At 55.1% G+C, this 25,355-nt stretch carries 19 protein-coding genes and 2 pseudogenes; all 21 read right to left on the bottom strand.

The features are described from left to right. Positions 1–190: 190 nt before the first annotated feature. On the bottom strand, positions 191–895 hold the full coding sequence (locus AC6I8F_RS06245; RefSeq protein WP_498028634.1) for a retron Ec48 family effector membrane protein: 705 nt from the start codon (positions 893–895) through the stop codon (positions 191–193). Next, complete coding sequence (locus tag AC6I8F_RS06240) at positions 888–2,072, bottom strand: reverse transcriptase family protein (protein WP_498028633.1); 1,185 nt, start codon at positions 2,070–2,072, stop codon at positions 888–890. Before AC6I8F_RS06240 ends, AC6I8F_RS06245 begins: the two co-directional genes overlap by 8 nt. Before the next feature lie 473 nt (positions 2,073–2,545). Then, entirely contained in the window at positions 2,546–3,910 is a 1,365-nt protein-coding gene (locus AC6I8F_RS06235; RefSeq protein WP_498028632.1) for a VasL domain-containing protein, read from the bottom strand. 124 nt (positions 3,911–4,034) lie between these two features. Next, positions 4,035–4,424 carry a YdcA family protein gene (locus AC6I8F_RS06230; protein ID WP_072208960.1) on the bottom strand — a complete coding sequence of 130 codons (390 nt, stop codon included), beginning with the start codon at positions 4,422–4,424 and terminating at the stop codon, positions 4,035–4,037. A gap of 62 nt (positions 4,425–4,486) precedes the next feature. After that, complete coding sequence (gene tssE, locus AC6I8F_RS06225; protein ID WP_498006989.1) at positions 4,487–4,942, bottom strand: type VI secretion system baseplate subunit TssE; 456 nt, start codon at positions 4,940–4,942, stop codon at positions 4,487–4,489. Further along, complete coding sequence (tssJ, locus tag AC6I8F_RS06220) at positions 4,942–5,487, bottom strand: type VI secretion system lipoprotein TssJ (RefSeq protein WP_498028631.1); 546 nt, start codon at positions 5,485–5,487, stop codon at positions 4,942–4,944. Before tssJ ends, tssE begins: the two co-directional genes overlap by 1 nt. After that, positions 5,465–6,550 (bottom strand): type VI secretion system baseplate subunit TssG, encoded by a 1,086-nt coding sequence (gene tssG, locus AC6I8F_RS06215; RefSeq protein WP_477529529.1) that lies wholly within the window; start codon positions 6,548–6,550, stop codon positions 5,465–5,467. The genes tssJ and tssG overlap by 23 nt, the downstream gene beginning before the upstream one ends. After that, positions 6,514–8,268 (bottom strand): type VI secretion system baseplate subunit TssF, encoded by a 1,755-nt coding sequence (gene tssF, locus AC6I8F_RS06210; RefSeq protein WP_498028630.1) that lies wholly within the window; start codon positions 8,266–8,268, stop codon positions 6,514–6,516. The genes tssG and tssF overlap by 37 nt, the downstream gene beginning before the upstream one ends. 41 nt (positions 8,269–8,309) lie before the next feature. Beyond that, positions 8,310–9,911, bottom strand: a complete 1,602-nt coding sequence (tssA, locus tag AC6I8F_RS06205) for a type VI secretion system protein TssA (RefSeq protein ID WP_498028629.1) — start codon at positions 9,909–9,911, stop codon at positions 8,310–8,312. Continuing rightward, entirely contained in the window at positions 9,908–13,348 is a 3,441-nt protein-coding gene (locus AC6I8F_RS06200; protein ID WP_498028628.1) for an ImcF-related family protein, read from the bottom strand. Before AC6I8F_RS06200 ends, tssA begins: the two co-directional genes overlap by 4 nt. Further along, positions 13,332–14,471, bottom strand: a complete 1,140-nt coding sequence (locus tag AC6I8F_RS06195; protein ID WP_059009082.1) for a KPHS_23130 family T6SS system protein — start codon at positions 14,469–14,471, stop codon at positions 13,332–13,334. Before AC6I8F_RS06195 ends, AC6I8F_RS06200 begins: the two co-directional genes overlap by 17 nt. Continuing rightward, positions 14,468–14,725: a PAAR domain-containing protein gene (locus AC6I8F_RS06190; protein WP_059009080.1), complete on the bottom strand. Its 258-nt coding sequence runs from the start codon at positions 14,723–14,725 to the stop codon at positions 14,468–14,470. Before AC6I8F_RS06190 ends, AC6I8F_RS06195 begins: the two co-directional genes overlap by 4 nt. An 18-nt stretch (positions 14,726–14,743) precedes the next feature. Continuing rightward, positions 14,744–17,191 (bottom strand): T6SS phospholipase effector Tle1-like catalytic domain-containing protein, encoded by a 2,448-nt coding sequence (locus AC6I8F_RS06185; protein ID WP_059009079.1) that lies wholly within the window; start codon positions 17,189–17,191, stop codon positions 14,744–14,746. Next, complete coding sequence (gene tli1a / locus AC6I8F_RS06180) at positions 17,179–17,709, bottom strand: Tli1a family immunity protein (RefSeq protein WP_059009078.1); 531 nt, start codon at positions 17,707–17,709, stop codon at positions 17,179–17,181. Before tli1a (AC6I8F_RS06180) ends, AC6I8F_RS06185 begins: the two co-directional genes overlap by 13 nt. Before the next feature lie 98 nt (positions 17,710–17,807). Further along, positions 17,808–17,997, bottom strand: a pseudogene (locus tag AC6I8F_RS06175) (hypothetical protein); the annotation flags it as partial. After that, a complete protein-coding gene (gene tli1a / locus AC6I8F_RS06170; RefSeq protein WP_059009076.1) occupies positions 17,985–18,515 on the bottom strand; it encodes a Tli1a family immunity protein in 531 nt (176 codons plus the stop codon). The gene tli1a (AC6I8F_RS06170) and the pseudogene AC6I8F_RS06175, both read right to left, overlap by 13 nt. Positions 18,516–18,613: 98 nt before the next feature. Next, positions 18,614–18,850, bottom strand: a pseudogene (locus AC6I8F_RS06165) (hypothetical protein); the annotation flags it as partial. Beyond that, positions 18,838–19,368 carry a Tli1a family immunity protein gene (gene tli1a, locus AC6I8F_RS06160; RefSeq protein WP_059009074.1) on the bottom strand — a complete coding sequence of 177 codons (531 nt, stop codon included), beginning with the start codon at positions 19,366–19,368 and terminating at the stop codon, positions 18,838–18,840. The gene tli1a (AC6I8F_RS06160) and the pseudogene AC6I8F_RS06165, both read right to left, overlap by 13 nt. A 57-nt stretch (positions 19,369–19,425) precedes the next feature. Further along, positions 19,426–20,211, bottom strand: coding sequence for a toxin Tle1 chaperone Tla1 (gene tla1, locus AC6I8F_RS06155; protein WP_127834385.1), 786 nt, complete (start codon positions 20,209–20,211; stop codon positions 19,426–19,428). Continuing rightward, positions 20,212–22,590, bottom strand: a complete 2,379-nt coding sequence (locus tag AC6I8F_RS06150) for a type VI secretion system Vgr family protein (protein WP_498028627.1) — start codon at positions 22,588–22,590, stop codon at positions 20,212–20,214. After that, a complete protein-coding gene (gene tssH, locus AC6I8F_RS06145; protein ID WP_498028626.1) occupies positions 22,587–25,244 on the bottom strand; it encodes a type VI secretion system ATPase TssH in 2,658 nt (885 codons plus the stop codon). Before tssH ends, AC6I8F_RS06150 begins: the two co-directional genes overlap by 4 nt. Between the last annotated feature and the right edge of the window lie 111 nt (positions 25,245–25,355).

The raw sequence follows: 25,355 nt of genomic DNA, 5'->3' as shown, positions 1-25,355 counted from the left end.
TGGATGGCTTACGGAAAACAGCTTGCACCATATAGTGAGCACGATTTTGCTTGAGATGGCTTCGAAAGTAAGTGGATTAAGATGCTGCTTTTGCATATTGACAAAAGATTAATAAAATCAAATTACAATCATACGTTATCTTCAAACCATTGACAAGAAATGGTGCCATAGCATTCATAAAAATTCGGACTCAGCTATATTTCCTCGGTATCAAACTGAGCAAATGATGACCAGAAATAAACGTAGAATTAACTGAATCTACAATCTCTAAAACTTCGGCTTCAATCTCCAAATATGAATTCTTAGGACCTCGACTAACAATAACCCCTAAGACTTTGAAAGCTTCAATCATTTTCTGCTGATGAATCTTATAGACATAATCTCCAGGTGTTGAACTAATGTGATAATTTGCCTCATCTATTACTTTTTTCAATCCGTTTACTACATCGATATATGAAGAACAAAAAATCAAATCTCCATTTTTTGAATTAGGGAAAATTAAATTATACCAAACATAAACATCAACAGAAGATGAGGAAATTCTTTTTCTTTTTGCAACTTCAAGATTGACAAAATCTCTAAACATATTGATATGAGAAATGTGATTTGTAATGTTGCTATTACTTATACCTGTAATATAAGTCTTAAGAGCTAAGTATGCCCCACCAATCCCAGTAAAGAGAGTTACAATCCAACCCAATCCTTGAGCCAAGTTAATTGTCCCATCCATCTGCTTAGCCATGTATTTAATGCATTCACTCTTAAGACAAAAGGGAAGCTCATACATTTTCTTATCCATCATTGTTTGATAGAATGAACACCCTAAAAATATTACACTAACAGTGGCTGCAATGAGCAAAATAAACATCAGTTTTTTTAATGAGAAATTATTCAATTGGTTTCACCTTTGACAGTCTTTCCCTCAACTCTTTAGCGATTAGCTCAAAAGACTTAGCCCTGTTAATTATTGTAATCTGATAGCTAGCTAGGTTATACTTTCTTAAGTACCAGTCTTTATTATGGAAATTATTTTTGTGAGAGGTTTCTAAACTTGAGATTGCCTTTTTGCACGCAACAATATCTTTGTATGAAGGAAGCGGGTTTATAGCTTTAATTTTAGGTAAAAAAACATCAAACTTTTCATGCCCCATACGATTTAGTTTATATATCCTCCCCATACATCTATTATATTCTTTGCGATAGGCAATACTCGTTCTAGAGTTGTTTTTCTTGGATAGATCAATCAAATTATGCAATGAAGAACGTATTCTTTTAACTTCATCTGAAGGCAATCGTGGTTTTGAATGGTCTACTCTCAAACCATGAACTACCAATGGCTTAGTTGAGTTATGGAAAACACCACTCTTTTCGTTATTAAGAGGCAAATCCTTATCAGCCAAAAGATCTTCAATATGCTTTCTTATCTGACTAAAATCAAAATCGAAGACTTTTGATGAAACGGTTATATCATCTACAAGTCGTGTATAGACCAAACCTTTTCTTCTCGCTCTCCTTACAACATTCGTTTCTTTATCATGCAAACATAATGAGGCAATATAACTTGATGTAAGTGCGCCTTGAACAATAAAATCCCCATGAGTACACAAATCAACCAAAACTTCCAATGCAACACCGCGGAAATTAAAAAAAGAACTAAAAATATCCCTTACCAAGTCTTTATGAATATTATCAAAGAAATCTTTAATATCAATTTTAAGTATAGATTTTGCACCACAATGTAAAGAGGCACAGCTCACATAATCTCTTTTAACAGAATCACTAGTGTCATTATAACTTGGCACAGATCCAAATAAAAAATCGGGCCAAATTACGAGCTCTTTAAAAATGCGAGAATTTATCTTTCTTTGAACTTTCTTTATTTTATAATGAGGCTTATGGACAATTCTCTTAGAACCATCTGATTTTGGTATTAGTATTTTCTCGTAACGCTTATCTGATGGTATTTCTTTAATTTCTAAAAGTTCAGGTATAGAAATACCTAAAGTCTTTGATAAAGATTCAAGTGAAGAAATCCCCGCACGGCTTTTATTTTTTGGTAAGTCTGAACTCACATTAATTGTCCATGAATGAAATGAGCAAAATCACTTACGGTCTCCCCATAATCAAGGGTGTAGTTCAACAGAGATGCTTACATCAACATTCGTTAGCAGCAGCCTCTGTTTTCCTCGACCGTAAGTAATGCCGTCAGCTACGGCACCGCCGGGGATGGCGATGGTGTGGCGTCGGAACTTGTCTGGAGAAAATCCAAACGCTTTCACGAATGAAAGCAAAGCTAACAAATTTTGGGTGTTGATTGTCACATTCTAGGCGGAGCGCCTGAGCTTGTTTCTAAATTATCATCGCATTGATAAAAACACAATTATGAAATAACAAAAATGGCGCCACGCCGCGCTACTCTAGTTTCCTTATAAAGAAATTGTTTCAGTTTCACTTTTCTTCAAAGCACCATCTCCACAAGTGACAGTAGAGGTTTCACGGCCCAAGTTGAGAGTCAAGAAGCCGCTACGCGGTTCATACCCTTAGGTCATTCCCCCAGTCGATCCGCCACCCCAATGCTGTTTTTCATCTGCCACAAGGTGTAAATCTGCGATCGCAGGTGCTGTTCGAGCTGACGGATAAGCTGCTGCCGCTGGGGTGCACTGGCTGGTAGTGAGTGAATTTGCCGCAATTGTTCCTCAATGGGCTCAGCCTGCTGAAAACGGGTCATCATGCCAAATACCGAGGACTTCAGCTCACTCACCGTGATGTATTTTCCTTTTTGCTCATCCAGTCCATTCAGCCGCTCGCTCAACTGTGCCAGCTTCATCATCCCCTGATGCCAGGCCGCAAGGTTTTGCGCTGGCAACGTGCTGGCCTCAAGCTGATGCTGCCACCGCGCAGATAACGAACCCGTCTGTTCGGGCCACAGCGCCTGCGCCTGCTCCACCAGCTGCTGGCCATACGCAATATTCCAGTCGGGCGCGAGTTGTTCCAGACGAGATAACTGCTGCTGCGTGTCGGCGATCAAGGCTGATGGTAAGGACGTCCGCTGCCGCAGCACATCCCGTTGCTGTGACGTGAGTGTGGCGGGCACTGGAGCCAGCGATGCCGCGAGCTGAGCCTGCAGTGGATCGGGCCGGTGCAGATATTGCCAGCCGCCCATCGCGGCCATGCTGATTAGCAGCATGGTAAACATCCCGGCACTGAAAAATTGCCACTTATTACTACGGGACAGCGCCGCTGTCTGCACCTTTATCTTTGGCTGATGTTGCTGCTGCGCGACATACACCCATCTGGCGCTATGCGGAGTTTTCGTTTCATGCGGATGTGCGGATATCGCCCCGTTATCTAGCGTGGTGCCGGGCAAGATGTCGCTGGTCGTACCGTCACGGCTTTCCAGCCTGGCGGCACTCTTATGCATCAGAGCACGCAACGTATCAAGCTGGCTAAGATGTTTAAGCTCCAGCCGCTGTAACACGGTCCCCAGGCGGGTAAGCAGTTGTTCAGCACGATAAAGCTCACTCAGATCGCCATAATTCAGGGAAAGGGTGCGCATCTGCTGCTGCACGCGCTGGCTCAGGCTGGTGAGAATGTCCATGCGCGCGTGGATCGGATGCGGCCACAGCGCTCCCCACTGATGGCTCACCAGCGCTTCCAGTAGCGCCAGACCTTCATTCAATCCGACCAAACCAGCCAGCTGCATGCGGGCAAGCGTGTACCAGGCCGCAGTCTGCAACTCCACTCCGTTTTGTTCGAACAGAGAAAGGCAGCGTTGTTCAACGTAAAGCCAGTCTATATCCGGCCGTGCCGGATGGGTCAATTTGCTCAGCTCTTCACGCAGAGCAGCATAATCCGGCAGCTTACGCGGGTCGCTGCCGGTTTTAATCCGACGGGCATGCATGTCATTCATGACTTATTGTCCCTGTGAGGTATGTACAGCGTGGGAGGATAATTAATTATGCAGTTTGGTTTTTTGCCTGTTCTGAGCGATGAACGATGCAAATATTTCTTTACCGCCCCCCTTCCCGCCTTAATTAATATTGATTACCGGTGCAAATAGGTAAATTCGTATAGCCGGGTTGGCTGGCCATATAAAGCGGGGCGCAGGTTGGTTTTCGTGGTAGCAAATCGTTCTGATCCTGAGCCACTGGCTGTGGCTGTTTCTTTGATGTGGCGATCTTTTTGGTCTGCGTTTTTCCGCTGTTAAGCGGTGATTTTGCCTGCTGCGTGCTTTCTGACGAATCATACCTGGAGCAAATTTTCTTCGACTGACTCAGACTTCCGTCATTACAAACAAAACGTCCATCTGAGGTACAGTGTGCAATACCACCCTTTGCACCAGAACAGGGTTTTCTGCCTCTGGCCGCTTCAGCCTGCAGAGTCACTAATAAGCTAAAAACCAACAGGGGTATCAATTTTTTCATATTCAAATCCATGTGTTATTTATTATTCATCGATTATTCAGCCTTGTTTGTAATAATGCCGCTTAGATTTGCGCTTTACCATCAAGATATTGCTGCTGCCTGAGATGCCGCAACAGAACGCGCCCCTCCGGCATAAATTCAGTGCCGTACCGCACCAGACCGAATCCCTTCAGTTCCGCATCAATCGCGTAGCGCAATTCGCCGGGCTGCGCCTGCTCCAGCAGCACCACTCTGATGCTTTTCAGGCGCGGCTCATACCTGAGCAGAACAGCAGACAGGGTGCCAATCAGCTCATGGGCAGTACCCGGCATGCCCTGCAGGATTTTGGTCATATCGGGCAGACCATAGTCCGGCAGATGCGCCAGCGTGCCGGCGCGGCAGTTGAGGATGCGCTGCATATTGTCGAGTACGGACAAAATCACCTGATTTTGTTCGCTGACCTGATGCAGATCGAGGCCACCGGTGAAATTGCCGGTGAGCATTTCATACAGCGAAGGTGTGTTATGTCCCTGGGGCATCAGTCGTCCCTGAGCGGTTGTAGCGTCAAATGGTTGTTACCGGCTTCCAGAATGCGCGGCTTATCCGGGTCAAGGTCTTCACGCCCTATCACCAGCTTCCAGGTGTTGTTAACTCTATCCGGATGGCGGAACAGCCCTGCCACAGCGACAAACTGCGCACCTTCTTCCATTGGCATATCGAGGTTCGCATCACCGCCAGGTTTTACCACTACATCCCGGGTCGCCAGCAGATCGGCTTTCAGGATCGTGTCGCCATCCCTGAGTAGCTGCTGATAGACCGTTTTGTCAAAGGTTTTACGGTCTTTCAGCTGCCAGACCCGAATAACCACCGGCTCAGACAGCGAGTTACTTTCACGGGAATCGGTGTTCAGCGCCTCACGGGCGGTGAAATCCAGGTGCAGCACCTTAATCTTTTTGTAAAACACGGCGTTAAATGCCGATTTGGTGCCATCGGTGATACCCTGCGTCACCCCACACCCCGTCAGGCTGAACGCCAGTAGCGCAGGTAGCCAGCATGCGGATTTAATCAAACTTGTACGTAACACGTCGGTTTCCTTGTTGTGATGATGCAGGCTCCAGCCCGGCGTAATAACCCAGTTCCGTGGTAAAGGTCTGCGGAATATCCTCCGGGAGATCTTCATCTTGCGCGCCCAGTACGCCATTCATCCCCAGCCAGAATGGGCCTTCGCCGAGCGGCGGCGCAACCAGCAGGCGGGTTCGGGTGGTCAGGGTGATTTTTGCTTTAAAGCGCCAGCCGAGATACACCCGCAGCATCACCAGAAAGTCCTGATACAGCAGGCCGTCCGGTTTCCAGCCCTGTGATTCCTGCTCGTTATCGGTGGACAGAGCAATCAACAGCTGGCTGTTGGCATCCATCGCCTCTTCACCCAGCGGTGTGTTGCCATCCAGCAGAAAATCGTCATCGCCGTAAAAGCCCAGCGGCTGGCTGACTGCCACTGGTCGCAGGCAATACGGGCTCACCTGCACCGTCGTGTCGGGTGCCAGCAGGCTCACCAGGGCCTGTATTCCCTCCTGGGTTTTACCTGGCTGTTGCAGCACACCCAGCAGCGCCAGAAATCGGGATACCGGGGTGGCGATGTGCTCTGCGGTGCCCGGTATCCCCAGTCCCACCAGACCCAGCAGTGACTGCGAGATAGTGTCAGTACCGCCGGGCTCAAATGTGGCCGGGTAGGAGTATTTACGCCAGATACGGTAAAACTGCGTCAGGATACGGTGGCTGAAGATATCCAGAAAACCCTGCAGCGCTTCGTGACCTTCGCGACGCTGAGTGATGTCATCGAGATAGGCGGTCGGCAAAGGGGAATCAACTCCGTACATCCCCATAAAGGTCGTGCGGATGAGCGGTGGCTTGCTGTCATCCTCCTCGTCATATTCGACAGCCTTTATTTCGCTGGCCGGAAATCCCATCCCCGGATGTGGCGCAAACCGCACCGGGTCATCCGCCGGGTGGCTGGTCGAGCCCATCAGCGGCCTGCCAGGATCACGCTTCTCCAGCAGCTGGCATAAGCGGTAAAAGTTGATGCGGTGAAGGTCGGCTTCCAGCCGCGGGGTCAGCCGGGAATGCGGCGGTTGTGCTTCTCTTCCCATTCCAGGCGCTCTCCGGTCGGTTGCAGGATGATAATCAGGCGGTTGAACAGATAGATATCGGTATAAAGCGCAAAGAAACGGCTCAGCATCTCGCCGAACAGACAGATGTCGCCGCGCCCGGCAAAGCCGTGACTGTCCAGCGTCACCTCAATCTGCACACCGCGTACCAGATAGCCCTGTTCGAAACGCTCGGTTTCGCTGTGCTTCACGTCAATGATGGCTTCCAGCCGACGGCGGTTCATCTCACTATCGGTCCATTCGTACAGCGCCAGGGTGCCGCGCAGCACGTCAGCATTGTCCATCATCGACAGGAATCCGCTGCCGAGATGGCTCAGCACACGCCAGTGGAAACGGTCCTGCGCCGGTGGATAACAGGGTAGTGTCGGCGCACATAGGTTACGCACGGCGATACTGGCTGAGGTGGTTTTCATCACCGTATCAAGCACCGTGCTCTGCAGAGCTCGTCGTGGCAGCTGGCCGTTGGTGCCAGTGAGCGTCAGCGACAGGCTCTCGTCTTCCGGCACCGTGTGGTTATCAAACGCTTCACCGCCGAGGATAAGCCAGGTGTTATGCAGACCGGACGGACCGCGACGTACGCGCGTGTGGTAGTAATATTCGGGGGCCTGATGGCGCATCATGCCGCCTTTATGGCGAAAGCTCGAAAACGGCACATAGCTATGCTGGCTGGATGACATCACCGAATCCACCGCATAAATCTCGGTATGGCCATCCTGCACGCGCATCGGGCGCAGCATGTATTCGGTCTGCAGAGAATTGAGCGTCAGCGGGTCTGACTCCAGCGGGAACAGGTTAATCACCGGCACACAGTTCAGGCGCAGATGCTTTTCGGTAAAGCTGAAGTCATGTTCCCAGCGCTCCGCCAGCACCACGTCGATTTCGAACCAGGGGAGTGCAGCCGGAAAGACCACGGTCTCCAGTCCACGCAGGCCCGTGAACATGAATTTCTCGCGGAAGGTGAAATACTCCAGCAACAGCTGATAGCCGCTGAAACTGCTGCTGCCCTTCGGCCACAGGTCGTCGTTATCGCCAAAGCCCAGCGCGGTGAAATACCCGTTGAGCGGCCTTGTGTCGATGTCACCCGGCAGGCGCAGCCACAGGCGGGCGACATTCATGGTGAAGGCTTCATGCATGGCACAGGCCAGCGGCGCGTCGGCATTGAAATATAGCGGAATACAGCTCAGGTCGATGCGCGTCCAGTCAGCCAGGTCACTGCAGTGAAAACGCAGAGTCATAACCGAACGCCCGTCAGGATCAGTCGACAGACGGGCATGTTCCAGCCACAACGGCAGAAGAGTCGTCTCTTTGGTGGTGGTATACCGGCAGCGCGTGCCCTTCTCGCCGATCGGCCGCGAGTTCACCTCAAAACCTTTGACGATGCGCATCGGCTCTTTCATCTCGCGCCAGTCAGGGATGAACTCGACCACCGACATTGACGGAATGGTACGCAGGTAATGCGGCCACAGCAGGCTGACCAGCCCTTCGGTCAGTTCAGGCAGGTCGTCGTCGAGCTTTTCCCGCAGCCGGCCCATCAGGAAGGCAAAGCCCTCGAACAGTCGCTCCACGTACGGGTCGCGCGCTCCTGCTTTATCGAGATTGAGCATTGCCGCCTGCTCGGGGTGAGCACGGGCAAACTCTTCACCTGCTTCCAGCAGGTAGCGCATTTCAGCGTCGTAATAACGCAGGGTTAAGTCATCCATAAAAACCTGAATATGTGTGTTTTAAAGGTATGCCTGGCGTTTTAACCACAAAGCACTGCGCTGCTGGCCGGATCGAGCGCAATCAGACCCGCCAGAAGCTGGTCCATCTCTGGCTGTAACCGTAATTTATCGGTTTCACTGCGTGTGGCTTTCATGCGTAGCAGTCTGAGGCGGCGGGATTTCACTTCAAACAGCAATGCCGGTGTCCACTGCGTGAGGGTAATTGACTGTGCGGCACTGTCGAGCTCTCCCAGCAGATGCAGCGCCAGTTCATTTTTGCCCTTCTGCTCGGCTACACGGGCCATCAGCAGGCGCAGCAGCCATTTGTCTTTCGCGGAATCCGCACCCGGGCGCGTCTGGAGCCAGTGGAGTGTGGCATCCAGACCGTCGGTGTCCGCTTTCTCCAGCGCTTCCGGCTCGAGAGCCAGGATATCGTTATCTGTTTCACCGGCGGCACTGACCGGCTCATCCCGCCAGCCGGACATATCGTCCAGTACGTTCTGATTTATCCAGTTCAGCGTCACTTCATCGGCAAACGGCGTACCGTCATTAAAGGCCAGGGTTTCAAGCCCGGTAAGGCGACGCAGTAATCCTTTCAGGTCGGCGGCGATGATCCCGGCAAGCACCTCCTGCCCCGATTTCATCAGCGCCTGGTGGATATACCACTGCAAATCCAGCCAGAGGTGATTAGCGCCACGCGAAAAGGCGCTGTCTGCCTGCTCCAGTATTTCGCCCCAGCTCTGCTGCAGATACAGACGTTTGAGCATGGCACGCTGATCTGCGCGAGGCGGATCTATACGGGTTTTGCCTTGTGCATCCGGCGCAGGAATGCTGTGCAGCGTGTCATGACGCAGGCTTTTCATCAGCCGGTGTGCGGCAAGCCAGCCATCGGGTTGCTCACGCAGATATCCGGTCAGTGTACGGGCCTGGGCCAGCAAATCCTGACCGGAGGTGATGCGGCTCAGCACAGGCGCATCTGGCTCCGTCACAGGCGTGGAGATCTGTGACAGCGCCTTATTACCTGCATTCTGCGGTACCACGGCATCCACACCACCGGCCTTCATCAGGCGGGATTCCAGCGCACTGTGCAGGGCATTCAGCTCTGGCCGCGACGCTTCCGGCTCTGTGTCCAGACAGTCGCGCAACAGCAGCAGCGCACCGGCAGTGCGCAGTGCATCGTCGCGAATCACTTCCGGCCAGAGTGACAAGCTATCCAGAACACGGGAGCCTGCGAGCCACTCCAGCGCCGGTTTACGACTCCGCTCGCGCTGAGGATGAAGCTGCGTGCCATAGCGCTGTAGCAATCCCGCCAGCAGCTCAAGTCCTTCGGCAAAACCGGCTTCGCCGTCCTGGTGCAGGCGCGCCCAGCAATAATAAGTCGCAACGCGGATATCTTTGGCCGCAGTGGTCAGCAGTTTTTCGGCAAGCGTACAAATCAACCCGGTATCAATGCCGGAGAGCTTATTGACCTCTTCGCGGATACGCTGAAAATCATCATCATAGCCCGGGTCTTCACCGGTCGGACTGGTGCTACTTACCGGCGCAAACCAGGGCTGCCCGTTTTCCGTGCGTGCCTGCGCCTGCTGCCGCAGCTGAGTTTCGTCAGCCTGACAGGCGGTGACCAGATTCTGCAGTGTGCTCATTCTTCGACCTCCTCCATGTCACTGTTTGCGGTGTCAGCCATCAGCGCCTGCGCGGTGGCTGCGCTGTCGACACTGAATATCTGATCCGGCAGCGTGAAGCCACGCAGATCCAGCAACGCCAGCGGACCTTTCCCGAGTTGTGAGCGCAGCACCCACTGCAAAGTGCGACCGTCCGGGGCAGTAAAGCTCATCATCCACTGGCTGCGGTCAAGCTGCTGGCGTCTGCCCTGGTCCAGCCAGCGAATAAAGCCCCAGGTTCCGCTGTAATCCCCGAACAGGCGCGCACCAGCGTTGACTGAGGTCCAGGTCAGCATCGTCCCCGGCTTGTAAGTGTCACCCGGCCAGCGGAAGCTCTGCCAGTCGGCCATCTGGTTGAAGTAGTGCAGCTTTTGTCCATCAATAATCAACTGGGTTTCCACTACCTGCGGTACAGGACGCGCCTGCAGCTCAAAGCTGATGCCCTGGCTGCCATCGGTGAACAGAATGTCTGACAGTTGGCTCAGCTGATTAATCGCCCGCAGCAAGGCCGGGTTAAAGCTCAGCCCCTGGCTGTTGACCTTATCCGGCACCCACTGGCTGCCCTCTTTGTGCAGCACTCCGTTGAGCTCTGTGGTCAGGAAGCGCTCGATACGCCCGCTGTCCTTACGCACAAATTCAGCCAGCATGGGTAAAGAGGCATCACTTTTGCTGGCGGCAAACGGGAAACGTCCGTCAAAGGCAGTTTGCCAGTTGGCGACAATCGAGCGGCTCCATTTATCATTCAGGCTCGCCGCCGACGGCTGAAGCACGGTCTCCCAGGCCTGAGTCAGAGGCTGCACAAACATCGTGCTGCCAAAACCACTCCACTCTTCGCCCAGACTTGCTGAAATCAGACTGCCGTACTGCTGGGTGTCGGTCAGATCCACACTTTTGCCCTGGAACACGGTCTGCGCCAGAGTCTGCATCATCGCCTGCGGATCAGAGGCGCTGGCTACCTGCTGCAGGCGCAGACGCACGCGGGTGATGCGGGTCAGATACGTCTGCAGACTCAGTGACGTGTCCGCCGACATAACGTTGCTGCCTTTGTTTTTACCTAAAAGCTGAAGCAGTGGGCCAAAGGTGTCATCCAGCGGGCCCTGCGGCCCTGATGCAGACTGGTCAATCGCTGGCTTGTCCTGTCCACTTACGAGATCTTTAGCCGATTTGATAATGGAATCCGACAGACTTTCGCTGTGCTGGCCGGTCTGCCCCTGCCAGGCAATGGTATTCATCAGGGCAATCAGTGGCGACTGGCGGACATCGCTCATCAGCGTCAGCTGATCGGTAACGTCTGCGATGTTGTTCGCAGGATTAAGTCGCAGACTGTTAAGGAAGCTCAGCCAGCTACCGGCAAAGTCGGTGAAGTAACGTTGCGTCAGACGTGCTTGCAGGGCCTCCGGCGACAGGTCTGAAGAGACCGCTTTCCGGCTGTCACTCAGCACCCAGTCAATTTCATCCCGGCGGGAGTTGGCGGCCTTTTCGATAGCCTGCTGAATACCGCCCTCCCACGCCTGACGGGTGAACATGCCCGGTACCACTTCATCAGTGGTGAACAGGCGGCGGGCATCAGTACCGCTGGTCATGTCTTCCAGCGACACATCGGCAAAGTTACGCCGCACCGATGTGAGCATGTTTTCATACAGCGTGCTTTCGGCGTTGCGCCGGCCAATCTGTTGCAACAAAACCTGGCGGCTCTGGCTCACCAGCTGCGCATCCGGGGTGATTTTCCACTGTGGTTGCCCGGGCAGTTCGTTGATGTAGAAAGCCCACAAATCCGGCGCCAGGCTTTGCCACAGGCCGGTTGAAATGCCCTTTCGCGTCGGCTGCACGGCTTTCATGGTCTGGGCGTAATACGCGCCGTCGGCTTTATCCGGACGCGCCATCATCAGCCAGGCCTTCAGCTGGTCATAGCCCAGCGTCGCCAGCTGAGCGCGCCGATCGCTGTTCGGTTCGGAATTCACCAGCGCATTGAGTTTTTTAGTCAGCGCAGCACTGGCCGGATTGCGGATCAGGCGATTGTTCGCCACGCCATACCAGGGCAGCAATGCCTCGAGCAGTTGCGGGTTATGGTCCAGGCCAAAACGCTGATACCAGGGTGCGCCTTCCTGAATACGATGCTGCAGGCGACCGGCATGATTACGCAGCGTATGCAGCGCCGTCAGCTGCTCATCCGATACCGCAGGATGCTCCACCAGGGCATGGGCCTGCTCAGCAACAGAAACGATCTGTTGACGGTTGACCGCGAACGACAGCAGCGTTCCCGCGCCCCAGATACCCATGATGGCCATCAGCGTCCAGGCAAGCGTCTGTTCCCACGCCATACCGACTCGGCGGCCACGAACACGGGTACAGTCGTCCACGATACCCTGCCAGGTCACCGGCAAAGTCAGCGCATGGCGTTGTGATTCCGGGATAAATTTCTCAGCGTCGGCTGTTTCCTCTGTCGGATGAATTGAGTGACTGTCCGGCAGGCTGAACATCAGACCACGTAGCGGAACGCGCTGCTGGGAGGCTGTCAGCCATGGCACCAGTTGCTGAGCCCAGCGGGCGATACCGCCGTCTTTGAGGTGCTGACCCAGACGCAGCAGGAAGTCGTGGCCGTTGTTCTCAGCGACCTGGCTCACCCCCTGCGTCCGCAGAGTCGGCAGCATCCGTTCAAGCTGACAACAAATATCGTCAGGCTCAGCAAGCAGAGGAAAAGTAGCCCCTACCGTCTGTTCAGTGCGTTTTGCCTGCGACCAGGCGCTGTCGCACAGCTGCCACAAATAAACCGGGGCGGAATAGCGCAGCAGTTCGCTGATTTTTTCCAGGCCGCGTAAATCGTTGTCACTCATTTGCGGAGTCAGATTAAACGACTGTGGCATGACGCGGACAATCCCGTCCAGCGGGCGGCCGCGGCGCAGTTTACGCAGCGCGGTGTATTTTTCCTTATCGGGTTCAGCAGTCAGGCTGCCGCCATAAATCAAGACCGTGCGGTTGCCTTCCAGCCACTGGCGGGCTTGCAGATTGGGCACCAACTGAGCGATGGCGTTTTCATCGCCTGTGACTAACAGCAGGCGGACTTTACTTCGCCAGAAGAGGCTATAACGACGACGGAGATGGTTGCTGATGTCCGCCCTGAGCGGCAGACGGAGCGTTCTTTTCTTTTTGACCGGTCTGGAAGAAGCCTCTCCCATTACTTTTTCCCGAATCATTAAATGAAACGCGATAAACCCCAGCACCAGTACGCAGAGCGACACTCCCCAGACAACAAAACAGGCCGTCATGATTCGACGTATCACGTCCCATTCCGTGGAGAGATCTTCCCCCCAATACCACCACAGTAACCCACCTGCCAGCACAAGTAGCGTGACAGTAGCAACAAACAACACCGCCGTGGCAAACACCGAAAATTCAGCGGGTTTATTTTCCTTCACCATAAGGTTTAATAATTCCAAGAGCGAGAGTATGTAGAGGATCTTTGGCTATCCAGCCGCAGGGTTGTTGATAATTTTTTGCGTAAAGAGCCGCCAGAATCAGCACGATAAGCATTTCCATATCACCGGGGTTCCCCCAGTTGAGGTCCTGAACGTGATGGGTCACATTCCAGCCGCTTTGCGCCAGGGCGGGCAGCGCCGGCTGTGAGAACAGCATGCAAGTGTCAAGCGGCGTTTCGAGGTCGCTTTGCTGCTCCGCTCGTTCGCAGACTGCGGTTAAAACCTCTTTCCCGGCGATATCGTAAACTTCCCCCCGGGTGAGGCTGACCAGCCCTTTCTGCGCGACCAGACACAGTGCAGCGGACTCACCGGCAGGCTGCGCAGAATTAAACGAGGCAGCTATTGAATGACACCCGGCGACCAGAATGGCCTCTGTTTCAGGGAGCGTTTGAGCCGTTGCGGCAAGTGCAGACAACGTCTCTTCGCCTTGCCATGTCTCCGGTTTTTCAGGAAGCGCCACGTCCGGAAATGAAACCTGCATTTGGCTACAGAATGCACGCCAGGCATCCAGAGAACCCTGCCAGTAGCAGCGCCATAAGTGTGGCGGAGAGGAATCTGCGTGCTGCGTCCGCCATTGCAGCACCAGCATTTTTGCCAGCAAAGCCTCGCGTTCAGCCACCGTATCGACCAGCGTTCGACCGATACGCAGCGCTTTCCCGCTCGACTCATTTTTTATCTCAGGAACCCGATGCTCACGCTTTAGCAGCCGCAGCCAGTGTGGCGTATCGGTCCCGCCCGGGCCCAGCAGCACCATTTCACTGAGCGCGAAACGGTTCTGATGCCGCTGCCACCAGGCCTGCTGCTGCTGCTCAACCAGTTGTTGGTAATACCGGGCGTTATGGGCCGACGTCCGGTAATACAGCAAACGTATTAACCAGAGCACGCCCATCAGAATCACCGCGCCAGCCATTCCTTTTATCACCAGTCCGGCAGCGCTCCCGGCAGGATGAAGCAGCGCGCCGCCTCCTCCGCACAGCAACACCATCAGCGCCCCCGCTAATAGCCATCGCTTGCCGTCAGGGGCACGTGCCACCCGGTAGGGTGGATACTCCGGTAACGGCCTCACAGCTCAATGCCGCAATCGGGAAAAGAGCTCACCAGCGTGCAGCCACAGGCACAACGATGGCCATGCAGCGCCACCGGCTGTCCGTCCACTTCCGATAACGAACTGCCTTCGCTGATGACCGTGATGCCATGTTTATTGCACTTCACTGCATCGCCTTTACAGGCGATCCCTTTCCCGAAGCAAAGATAATGCCCGCCCAGCACTTTCCCACCGTACTCCCGCAGGGTATCGCCCTCGCGTATCACTGCTTTCATCCTTCATCCTTCCCTGAATCAGGCCGTTACGGTCGCCTTAAGATTTTCCGCCCAGCTGGACTCAATCATCGTTTTTGCCAGTGCCAGCCGCTGATCGCTGATGAGCTGCGTTTGCTGTGCCACCACTGTGCCTGGCTCCATCGTTGGCGCCTGCAGCTGTGCAGCGTTGGGCAGCATTGGCAGCGGTTTGCCGGAAAGCAGATCGATGGCCTGCGTTTCGAGGTAAACGGCTCCCACGGTACCGGCAAGCCCCGCCAGTTTGCCCTTCGCGCTTTTCTGTCTGATGATAACGGCCGCGCCTGCGGCAAGAGTCGCGACGCCCACCACCGCTCCAGCAATCATCAACGGCGTCATTGGCTTACTGCTGCAGCTGCCGAAATAGATCATCCGATAAAGGAAATAGCTGCCCCAGGGTTCGCGGGAGCCGAAGGCGTTGTGCATAAACCACGCGCGGGAATCGTGGATCTGATCGTCAAACAGTGCCCGCACCAGCCCGCCTGGTTCAGTGGCGTTACTCGCTTCGCCGGCCGCCGGAAAAAGCACTTTTACACGATCGTCTCCGGCGGTTTTCATGCTAAGCCATTCGCCATACTCATTATCGTTGTTCAGCAGGAAGATGGCGTTACTCATTGAATCAACGGCTGTAAAAATCCAGTTACCAGTACCCGAGCGGGAGAGGCCGTGGTAATCCTCTCTGAACTCCTCTGCGGCCTGACGCAGCTGGGTTTGCCCCAGCGCGGCGTCGAAATCCTTTGGCCCCGGCGGGAGCATCAGGAAGCCATCTTCAGGTTTATGTTCGGCAATTATTTCCTTACGAGCATCGTCAACTTTTTTCTGTGCTTCTTTCCAGTCATCCTCAGCCTGCTTTCTGACCAGCGGATCGCTGTCTTTATCCAGCCCGTTCGCCGCCGAATCGACATAGAAGCGCTGGGTCTTGTAGGTTCCCCCGGCATAGCGGTTAATACGCCAGGCGGTGATCCAGCCCATCTGATCTTCAAGGGCTTTCTCCAGGCTGACCGGCGCGCGCGGCGGATCATATATTGCGGCTTGTTCGGGGAGAATCGGGACTGTGGACGAACTCAGACCGAGGGTAAGCTCGCGCCAGGCGTTGAAACGATTGACTAAAGCAGTATCAATATCGAATTCTAAGACTCTATCGGCATCCATTACCCTCCAGCGCTGAGTTTTAAGATCCTCAGGTAAACTATCCTCTGGAACTTTTAGAGGGGCACCTGATTCAAAAGCAGCGGCGTACATTTCATTTAAAGCAATTTGTGACAACAGCAAACTATCGCCATCACCATTGGCCTTTCCCTGATCTCCCGGTGGATATCCCCCGCCTAAATCCGAGTGCATTCCCGGATAAACCACCTCCTGGCTGTTCGCCGGATACGTACCATCCGGACGGCGGATCGAATCCAGCGGGAAACACAGCCGCTGCTCGTGGGAAGAGACCAGATGGACACACTTTTTAATCAAGCCGCCGTAGATCTTCTCTGCCGGCAGTTCCTGGGTCTCGTCTGCCCAGCCCATATGCCCTTCCGCCACCGGGGCGATATGCGCCACGCCCACCGAGGCCACCGTGTCCAGCAGGCCTAGGAACTCCACACTGAGCGGAATTTTCAGCTCGCCCACAGCCAGGCACTGCTCGGGTTTGTCTTTTCCCTCTTCAGGCTTTGGCAGCAGTTCACTAAGCCAGCGGACAAAAGCTCGTGCTGCCGCTGCCCCGCGCGAAAAGCCGTATACGTACAGCTTGATTCCCACCAGCTTTGGCTTTCCGGGCTCGACAGGTACCAGGGCCTTTTGCAGCTCTGGTGCCATATCTTTCAGCAGGCTCTGGAAGGTCTCAAAACGGTTAGCGCTGCCGCTCAGCCCAAAGGACGCCATAGAGGTGGCCATTTTATCCACCGCGCTCCAGCTCGCACTGTTCGACAGACTCTTCCTGGTTGTCGTCCGCTTCAGGGCATCGATAATCCGCAGCAGACCCCAGTTGATTCTGTCCTCTCCGTAGGTCGCTGTCGCCAGCCCCATCATGCTGAAATCCAGATCGTTCACCTCGGGAAAAGGCGTCCCGACGCCGGGGATATAATATTTGTAGTATTTGTCATCGCCGCTGCCGTCAGCATCCAGCAACTCCTCCCCTTTTGCTACCCCCCCGGCAGTCCCCTGCCCGATGGTGGCGCGAAACAGACGGGCTATATTGGTGGGATGCTTCGGGTCAGCAATATATAAGTCGTGATTGAGGTTATTGCCGGTGCCGTCAAAAAACAGGCTGATGTGTAAAGTTTTACAGCAGGGAGGCTCCACGCGCCGCCTGGCAGCCAGGCACAGCTTCTGCCGCCAGGCCAGTTCTTCGCTGTCCTGCAGCGCGCAGTTTGCACCAACCAGCGCAGCCTTGGTGGGTAGACGCCCCTGAGCCGGAAATGCTGGCGGGAACCACGCCAGATCGGTGATTATTTTGGACATACTTTTGGCTCCGGCATCTTAAGGGGCTCTTTGATCGGATGTTCCGGATGGCCATAGTTGGCGCAACTGGTCGTCACTCTCACCTCATCACAGGGCAGAAAATGCAGCGTTATCCCGCAGATTTCTTGTCCCGTATAGTCCGGAACCGGTACCACCGCGCTGTGCTGCTTATTCTGGGCCTGCATATCTTTTTTCCATTTTTTGAACTTCTCTCTATCTGCAAAGCCGGGAAAACCTTTTGAGCCGCCCACCCCCGTTTCCCAGTCGACTTTCACCGTCATACCCGGTCGCCATTTCGCCGGCACGCCATAGCAGCACCCCCCGCCGCCACCCTGATACGGACCAATAGCATCGATGCCAGACTGACCGTCGACGCTGAAATGGTTGATTGCCCATCTGGTGTGGTTAATTGCCTCTATGGTTCCGCCGCCCCCCCGGCTTTCCGCGTTCGCCGCAGGCTGACTACAGCCCGCCAGCAGCAGGGCACCCAGTACCACGAGATAATGTCGTATTTTCATTTTGCATTCCTTTGATGAAGAAACGGATGATGTCCGTCTTGCTCAGCCATGACTTTTCGGGATGGCATGGCTGAACATTACTGAAGAGGGATAAAGGCCAGATGGTGATTAAGGTTATTGCCGGTGCTGTCGAAAAACAGACTGATATGCCCAGTCCTGCCGCCAGGTAAGCTCGTAGCTGTCCTGCTGCGCGCAGTTTGCGCCAACCAGCGCAGCCCTGGTAGGTAAACGCCCCTGAGCCGGAAACGCCGGCGGGAACCATGCCAGATCGGTAATTATTTTGGACATACTTTTGGCTCCGGCATCTTAAGGGACTCTTTGATCGGATGTTCCGGATGGCCATAGTTGGCACAGCTGGTCGTCACTCTCACCTCATCACAGGGCAGAAAATGCACCGTTATCCCGCAGATTTCCTGCCCCGTATAGTTCGGAACCGGTACCACCGCTCTGTGCTGCTTATTCTGGGCTTTTATTTTTTTTGCCCAGGATAAAAATTTTTGTTCATCGGCATAACCCGGAAAATCCATTGAGTATCCAACTCCTGTTTCCCAGTCTATTTTGACCGTCATACCCGGCCGCCACTTCGCCGGCACGCCATAGCAGCAGCCGCCACCGCCGCCCTGGTACGGCCCGATAATGTCTATCCCCGACTGACCGTCGACGCTGAAATGGTTGATTGCCCATCTGGTGTGGTTAATTGCCTCTATGGTTCCGCCGCCCCCCCGGCTTTCCGCGTTCGCCGCAGGCTGACCGCAGCCCGCCAGCAGCAGGGCACCCAGTACCACGAGGTAATGTCGTATTTTCATTTTGCATTCCTTTGATGAAGAAACGGATGACGTCCGTCTTGCTCAGCCATGACTTTTCGGGATGGCATGGCTGAGCATTACTGAAGAGGAATAAAAACCAGATCGTGATTAAGGTTATTGCCGGTGCCGTCAAAAAATAGGCTGATGTGTAAAGTTTTACAGCAGGGAGGCTCCGCGCGACGTCTGGCGGCCAGGCACAGCTTCTGCCGCCAGGCCAGTTCATCGCTGTCCTGCAGCGCGCAGTTCGCGCCAACCAGCGCAGCCCTGGTGGGTAAACGCCCCTGAGCCGGAAACGCCGGCGGGAACCACGCCAGATCGGTGATTATTTTGGACATATTTTTGGCTCCGGCATCTTAAGGGGCTCTTTGATCGGATGTTCCGGGTTGCCATAGTTGGCACAACTGGTCGTTACTTTCACCTCATCACAGGGCAGAAAATGCACCGTGATCCCGCAGATTTCCTGTCCCGTGTAGTCCGGAACTGGTACCACCGCACTGTGCTGCTTATTCTGGGCCTTAATTTTATCTCGCCATTCTCTGTATTTTTTTGAATCAGCGAATCCTGGAAACCCTTTTGTTGATGCTTCGCCACTTTCCCAGTCCACCCTCACCGTCATACCCGGCCGCCACTTCGCCGGCACGCCATAGCAGCAGCCACCACCGCCGCCCTGGTACGGCCCGATAATGTCTATCCCCGACTTACCGTCGACGCTGAAATGGTTGATTGCCCATCTGGTGTGATTGATTGCCTCTATGGTTCCGCCGCCCCCCCGGCTTTCCGCGTTCGCCGCAGGCTGATTACAGCCCGCCAGCAGCAGGGCACCCAGTACCACCAGGTAATGTCGTATTTTCATTTTACATTCCTTGTATGGCAGCCTCTCCGGAAGGCGAACTGCCTCATGAACCCACTTTCAGACTTCTGCTGAGGACCGTCCGATCAGGTTCTTAATCACCCAATCCTCGCGCTCTTTATCCAGTATCATCCCTTTAGCAGTGGCTGAAAGCATGCCGACGAAACAAGCCGTAAACCGTTCAGCCTGCGAAGCAAATCCCGTATCGGGAACGTCCCGATAGCGAAGCATCAGCCTGGCATCGCAGATGCACATCAGGGCTTCAAACTGGCTATCGCTCAAAGCGATGTTTTGGCACTTCTCGTTGATGGCGGGCTGTGCTCCCTGCCCCATCAGCAACCCCGGCTTCTCGTCAGGATCCAGCCAGCTCCAGAACAGCGCCGGGCGCTGCAACTGAGCCTGCTGATCAGGTTCCAGAATATGAGAGAACAAATAAGGAAAAATACGGGCATCAAAGTATCTGAACAGTCCCGCCCGTCCTTCATGTGTCGCATCGGTGCAGGTTGTTAACCATTCCGCCAGTGTCGCGAAAGTCCAGGGAGAACAGAGCACCAGTAGTGGAGCAGTCTTTTGTACTTTCTGAGCCAGCTCAATCAACCACTGTTTCTGAAGCGGATCGTTCAAAGAGATCCTGATCAACAGCGGCGACTCTTCTGGCAGGGCATCTTCCGGCAAGCCCTGATAGAGAGACTGCCATACCAAAGGTGGTGAAAAATCGTGCAGTACCGGAATGACGGAAAAATCAATACCGCACTGGTCGAGAATAAAATCAAGGTGAGTCAGATTTATATCAGCGCAGGTTTGCTGAAGCAGATTCACCCAGTCAGTGATATGGGTCGTGTTCATTTATGCCTCCCTTGGCACAAAGCCCTGTGCCAGCCGCTGCGCCTTTTTCAGACACTCTTTGCATACTGATGAAGGCAATTCAGGTAGCGGATAATCCTCACTCGCCGGGCCCTGTAATTTATGTTGCCCCTTGAGGCTTAACAGGCCTGGACCATGCACGTTGATTTCGCCCTGTGGCGTGAGCTTGATGTAAGCGCCACCGCAGGCGAGCGTGATCCCATTCTTTGCCGTCAGCTGCAGGTGTCCCTGCGTTGACTGGACGGTGACATCCTTCAGGGAAGTCAGCGACAGCACATCACTATGTGATTCAATCTCCAGTGCACCTTTGGCAGATACCAGCCGCATTCCTTCCTGTAGGGCTAGCAGCGAAACCGCCTGACTTGCGTTCACCGAATAGCGCTGTGCTGCGGTGATATTGACTTCTCCCAGGCTCTGCAGGTACAACCCTTTCCCGCTGTGCATCAGAGTCGTTTCCGGCGTAACGGCGGCAATACCTTTAGGTGAAGACAGCAGCAGCGCAGGCTCTTTAAGCTCACTGGCAGCGGAAACAAATGCTCTTAACGGCTCAGAATCAGGCGTTATGTTGTGGTGAGTCTGCGTAATCGTTCCCCATCCAGTTACCTGATTCAACGCTCCTTTTAGCAGACTGACCGCCGGCTGCATCTCCAGCACCTGGCCCTGTGCTTTCGTCTGGCCATCAGCGCTGATAAACATCCCTTTCTGTGCCCGGATGGCGCCCCAGCTGTCGGTTCTGAGCTCGAAACCCTCTCCACGCTTCTGCTTTTCGCTGTCGACCAGGTGCCCCAGATTCAGTTGGCTCTTGCCGCCGTACTCGGTGCTGACCTTGACATGCTCTTTTCCGCGCTCGTCGTCGAGGCGGATTTTGTTGTTCGCTGGCGTGCGCAGCACGTTGCGTTTGTAGTTGCGGATGGTGACGTGGTCGCCATGCGCCGAGTCGTGCAGCACGCCGGCGATGTATGGCCGGTCCGGGTTACCGTCCTCAAAGCCAATCGCCACTTCGGTGCCCGCCAGCAGCGGCAGGTGCAGACCGTAAGTATCGCCGGCATACGGGCGGGACTGGCGCACCCACAGACTCTCGAACCCGGCTTCCCGGTTATCCCGGTCAAACAGCATGTTGACGCGATAGCGGCCGTCTTTATCGATGTGGCCGTAGGTGTCGTTCTCTGTGGTGCTGGTTACGCGGGCCGGTAATGTGCCGGCCATCACCGGGCGTGAGCCTGGCTCAGGACGGAAACTAAAATCCGTGCTGTCCGGGATCCCGTCAAAATGCACTTCAAAATCCCGCTCACGCCGCGCATGGCTGCGCATCGCCGTGATGACCACGCCCTGAGCAAACACCTCGGCCACTTCATACCCACCGGTGACGTTGAGCACCTGGCCCGGAGAGAGGGTCGGACAGCTGGTGATGGCATGGGTCCGGGTCTGGCCATTCAGGTAGCGCTCATGACGAATGCGGGCATAGAACGCCCCCGACTCCGCAGCCGGATTGCGGTCGTACGCATTACCCTGAGTAAGGTAGTTGTCCCCCCAGTGGTAGGCATCTCCACAGGTGGTGGCATCCCCGCGGGTCACATCAACCTCGGTATTCATGTCATCCGTGGCCTGTCGGTAGTTGTAGTCGCGGGTGCTGACCTGCTTCTGTACCACGTTATGATGGCTCTCCATGCCCCACACCGCGTCCACTCCGTCTGAATGCTGGCCCGACGGCGGCACTGAGGGCAGCGTCAGGCCTTTTTCATACCCCTGCTGACCGTCGTAAAACTCCACCACGTCGATGTTCAGACGCGTATCCGTGGTAAAGCGAAACCAGATACCCACCTCACCCAGCAGGCGGGTAATGAAGTGCAGGTCATCCTCGCCGTACTGCATCACCTGCTCCCGGCGCGGGTACTCTTTTGAGAGCGAGAACAGAAAATCCTGACCGCGCAGGGTGTGACGCTCGCGCAGGATTTTTTCCACAATCTGCGGGACCGACATGTCCTGATAAATCGCGTTCTGGTGTGAACGGTCAAGCAGCGCCAGGCGTGGCTGCAGCGTCAGGGCATAATGGGTCTCATCTTTTGAGGTGCCGAGGCGTTCAAAGCCGCTCACCACGCCCTGAAGGGTGCGCACCGCCTGCTGTATTTTGATGCCGTAACCCTGGTCAACCGAAGCCTGCAGCGTCAGGGAGGCTGCTTTCATCAGCATCATCTCTTTGCTGATGGCATGGTGAGAGCTGGTGAATTCAATACGGTAGCTGAACGGCCGGCTGAGCGCCTCATCGCCTTCAAACGCCAGTACATCGAGCCCGGCTTCACATCCCTTCACCGACAACTGATGATGGCTGTGGCTGAATCTGATCGGGAGACGGGTGTTCATGCGTTATCTCCTTCAGTCCGGTCAAACTCCAGCCCGATCTCCTCTTCCTCGCTCCAGCTCAGCCATAGCGACTGTGGTTTCTGTCTGGCGGCCATGTGTCTCAGCAGTTGCTGACTCAGCACCGGCAAAATCTGCTGATTGAGCAGGCTGTCGACGTTGCGCGCCCCGGTATCCGGCAGCAGGCAGGCGGCGGTCAGGGCGTCATACAGGCTCTCATCAATGTGCGTGATCAAACCGTAGTGACGATGTAAGCGCTTGCTGACCTGTGACAGTTTCATTTCCACAATGCTGCGCATCGCAGCTTCTGCCAGCGGGCGATAAATCACCGTCTGGAAGCGCGCCAGCAGCGCCGGCTGGAAATGGTCGCGCAATATCGGGCGCAGCAGTTCGTGTAAATCGCCTTCGCTGGCGTCCGGCCGTTCGTCCAGCAGCTGCATCAGATGGTCGCTGCCGAGGTTAGAGGTCATCAGAATAACGGTGTTACGGAAGTCGATTTCACGCCCTTCGCCGTCGCGCATAAAGCCGCGATCAAACACCTGATAGAACAGATTCATCACGTCGCGGTGCGCTTTTTCCACCTCATCGAGCAGTACCACGCTGTACGGGCGCTTGCGTACCGCTTCGGTGAGAATGCCGCCCTGACCGTAACCTACGTAGCCCGGTGGTGAACCTTTCAGCTGGGAAACAGTGTGCGGCTCCTGGTACTCGGACAGGTTGATGGTAATCAGCGATTTTTCACCGCCGTACAGCACATCCGCCAACGCCAGCGCGGTTTCGGTTTTACCGACGCCGCTCGGACCGACCAGCAGGAACACGCCCTGCGGGCCGTTCTCTGACGTGAGTCCGGTCTTCGCCGCGCGCAGGCGCCGGGCGATGGCGGTCAGCGCCACGTCCTGCCCGACCACACGCTGGCCGATTTCGTTTTCCAGCATCAGCAGTTCGGTTTGCTCGTCTTTCATCAGCGAGGACAGCGGCACGCCGGTCCAGTCGGCAATTACATTCGCGACGGTGCGGGTGTCCACATCCACCTGAACCAGCACATCGCCCTGCTGCGCCTGTTCGAGCCGCTGTTGCAGGTCGGCAACGTCAGCCTGCTGGGTGAGCTCCTGACGGCTGGCCAGCAGTTGCTGTGCCAGCGCCTTTTCATGGCTGAAACGCGCTTCCTGCTCTTCGATGCGCGTCTCCAGTTCAGTCCGCTGCTGCTCAATGGCACCCAGGCGGTCATCATGACGGTTGCTGCCGGCGGCGATATCTTCGTAAAGCGCCTGCGCTTCCAGTGCCAGCGCGGTCAGTTGTGCTTTCAGGCGCACAATTTGTTCTGGCACGGTATCAAGACTCATGCGCACACGTGCGGCGGCGGTATCCAGCAGGTCAACCGCCTTGTCCGGCAGCTGGCGGCCGGTCAGATAGCGGCGGGACAGCGTGACGGCTGCGCGTACTGCATCATCAGTGATATGCACGTTGTGGTGTTCGGCGTAGCGGGCTTTCAGGCCGCGCAGCATCAGGCAGGCGGTCTCGTCGTCCGGCTCGTCGACCTTCACCATCTGAAAGCGGCGCTCCAGCGCGGCATCGCGTTCGAAGTATTGCTTGTATTCAGACCAGGTAGTGGCGGCGATGGTACGCAGTTCGCCACGCGCCAGTGCCGGTTTCAGCAGGTTGGCGGCATCCGCGCCGCCCGCCTGATTGCCGGCACCAATGATGGTATGCGCTTCATCGATAAACAGCAGAATCGGTACCGGGGACTGCTGCACCGCATCAATCACGTTTTTCAGGCGCTGTTCGAATTCGCCCTTCACGCCTGCGCCCGCCTGCAACAAACCAAGGTCGAGGGTGCGCAGAACAACCGGCTTCAGGCTTTCCGGAACGTTGCCTTCAGCGATACGTAAAGCCAGGCCTTCCACCAGCGCGGTTTTGCCGACGCCCGGTTCGCCGACCAGAATCGGGTTGTTCTTGCGGCGACGCGAGAGAATATCCACCATCTGGCGGATCTCCGTATCGCGCCCAAACACCGGGTCGATTTTGCCTTCTCTGGCTTTGGCAGTAACGTCGAGCGTGAATTTATCGAGTGCGTTCTGCAGCGCCGGATTGAGTTCGCCTTCCTTTATGGCCGCGCCGACCGGGCGCCCGACAAATTCCACCTCACCACCATGACTCTGCGCGAGTTCCGCTGCCTGTTGCCGTTCCGGGCGTTCCTCCGACTGCCCATCAAGCAGCGGGCGCAGACGCGCCAGCTGACTGTGGCCCAGCGTCAGCAGCGGCCACAGCCCGTCACAGCGCACCAGTTTCTGTTTATCAACCAGCGCCATCAGCAAATGGACGCTGCGGATCTGTTCCTCACCGTTGAGAGAAGCAATCAGCCAGGCTTCCTGCATCAGCGTCTGAAGAGTGTCAGATAACTGCGGACGCTGACGGACTGAACGCGGCAGTTTATACAGCCAGGCAAGCAAATCCTGCCAAAGCATATCCATATCCCACTCATAGCGGCGTGCCAGCACCGTCAGGTCACCTTCCCCCTGTTCGAGCAGCTTCAGCAGCCAGTGCTCAGGCAAAATCTCCGCATGGGCGCGGGTCTGACACAGGGAGGCGGCGGCTTCCAGTGCCTGCGCGCAGAATGGGTTAAGACGACGCAGAAGCGCGGCTGACTGACTGTCCATAGCAAAAATCTCCTGATTGGGGGCACGCTACCGCCCATCGCTGTAAACCAAAGCGCATAAGGCAGCAGGAAAGAAGGAAATGACTTGTGATTTCACCCGCCGCGGATGAAA

The sequence above is a fragment of the gamma proteobacterium symbiont of Axiagastus rosmarus genome (assembly GCF_059730925.1).
The sequence above is the reverse complement of the archived record's forward strand: the minus strand, read 5'-3'. Positions and strand labels throughout refer to the sequence as shown.

What these genes read in the sequence shown, in the direction of transcription:
- tssF (WP_498028630.1), bottom strand. Translation starts at nt 8,268, where the DNA reads ATGGATGACTTAACCCTGCGTTATTACGACGCTGAAATGCGCTACCTG.
- AC6I8F_RS06235 (WP_498028632.1), bottom strand. Translation starts at nt 3,910, where the DNA reads ATGAATGACATGCATGCCCGTCGGATTAAAACCGGCAGCGACCCGCGT.
- AC6I8F_RS06185 (WP_059009079.1), bottom strand. Translation starts at nt 17,191, where the DNA reads ATGTCCAAAATAATCACCGATCTGGCGTGGTTCCCGCCAGCATTTCCG.
- AC6I8F_RS06190 (WP_059009080.1), bottom strand. Translation starts at nt 14,725, where the DNA reads ATGAAAGCAGTGATACGCGAGGGCGATACCCTGCGGGAGTACGGTGGG.
- tla1 (WP_127834385.1), bottom strand. Translation starts at nt 20,211, where the DNA reads ATGAACACGACCCATATCACTGACTGGGTGAATCTGCTTCAGCAAACC.
- tssE (WP_498006989.1), bottom strand. Translation starts at nt 4,942, where the DNA reads ATGCCCCAGGGACATAACACACCTTCGCTGTATGAAATGCTCACCGGC.
- AC6I8F_RS06150 (WP_498028627.1), bottom strand. Translation starts at nt 22,590, where the DNA reads ATGAACACCCGTCTCCCGATCAGATTCAGCCACAGCCATCATCAGTTG.
- tli1a (WP_059009078.1), bottom strand. Translation starts at nt 17,709, where the DNA reads ATGAAAATACGACATTATCTCGTGGTACTGGGTGCCCTGCTGCTGGCG.
- AC6I8F_RS06230 (WP_072208960.1), bottom strand. Translation starts at nt 4,424, where the DNA reads ATGAAAAAATTGATACCCCTGTTGGTTTTTAGCTTATTAGTGACTCTG.
- tssH (WP_498028626.1), bottom strand. Translation starts at nt 25,244, where the DNA reads ATGGACAGTCAGTCAGCCGCGCTTCTGCGTCGTCTTAACCCATTCTGC.
- tssG (WP_477529529.1), bottom strand. Translation starts at nt 6,550, where the DNA reads ATGGGAAGAGAAGCACAACCGCCGCATTCCCGGCTGACCCCGCGGCTG.
- tssA (WP_498028629.1), bottom strand. Translation starts at nt 9,911, where the DNA reads ATGAGCACACTGCAGAATCTGGTCACCGCCTGTCAGGCTGACGAAACT.
- AC6I8F_RS06200 (WP_498028628.1), bottom strand. Translation starts at nt 13,348, where the DNA reads ATGGTGAAGGAAAATAAACCCGCTGAATTTTCGGTGTTTGCCACGGCG.
- tli1a (WP_059009074.1), bottom strand. Translation starts at nt 19,368, where the DNA reads ATGAAAATACGACATTACCTGGTGGTACTGGGTGCCCTGCTGCTGGCG.
- tli1a (WP_059009076.1), bottom strand. Translation starts at nt 18,515, where the DNA reads ATGAAAATACGACATTACCTCGTGGTACTGGGTGCCCTGCTGCTGGCG.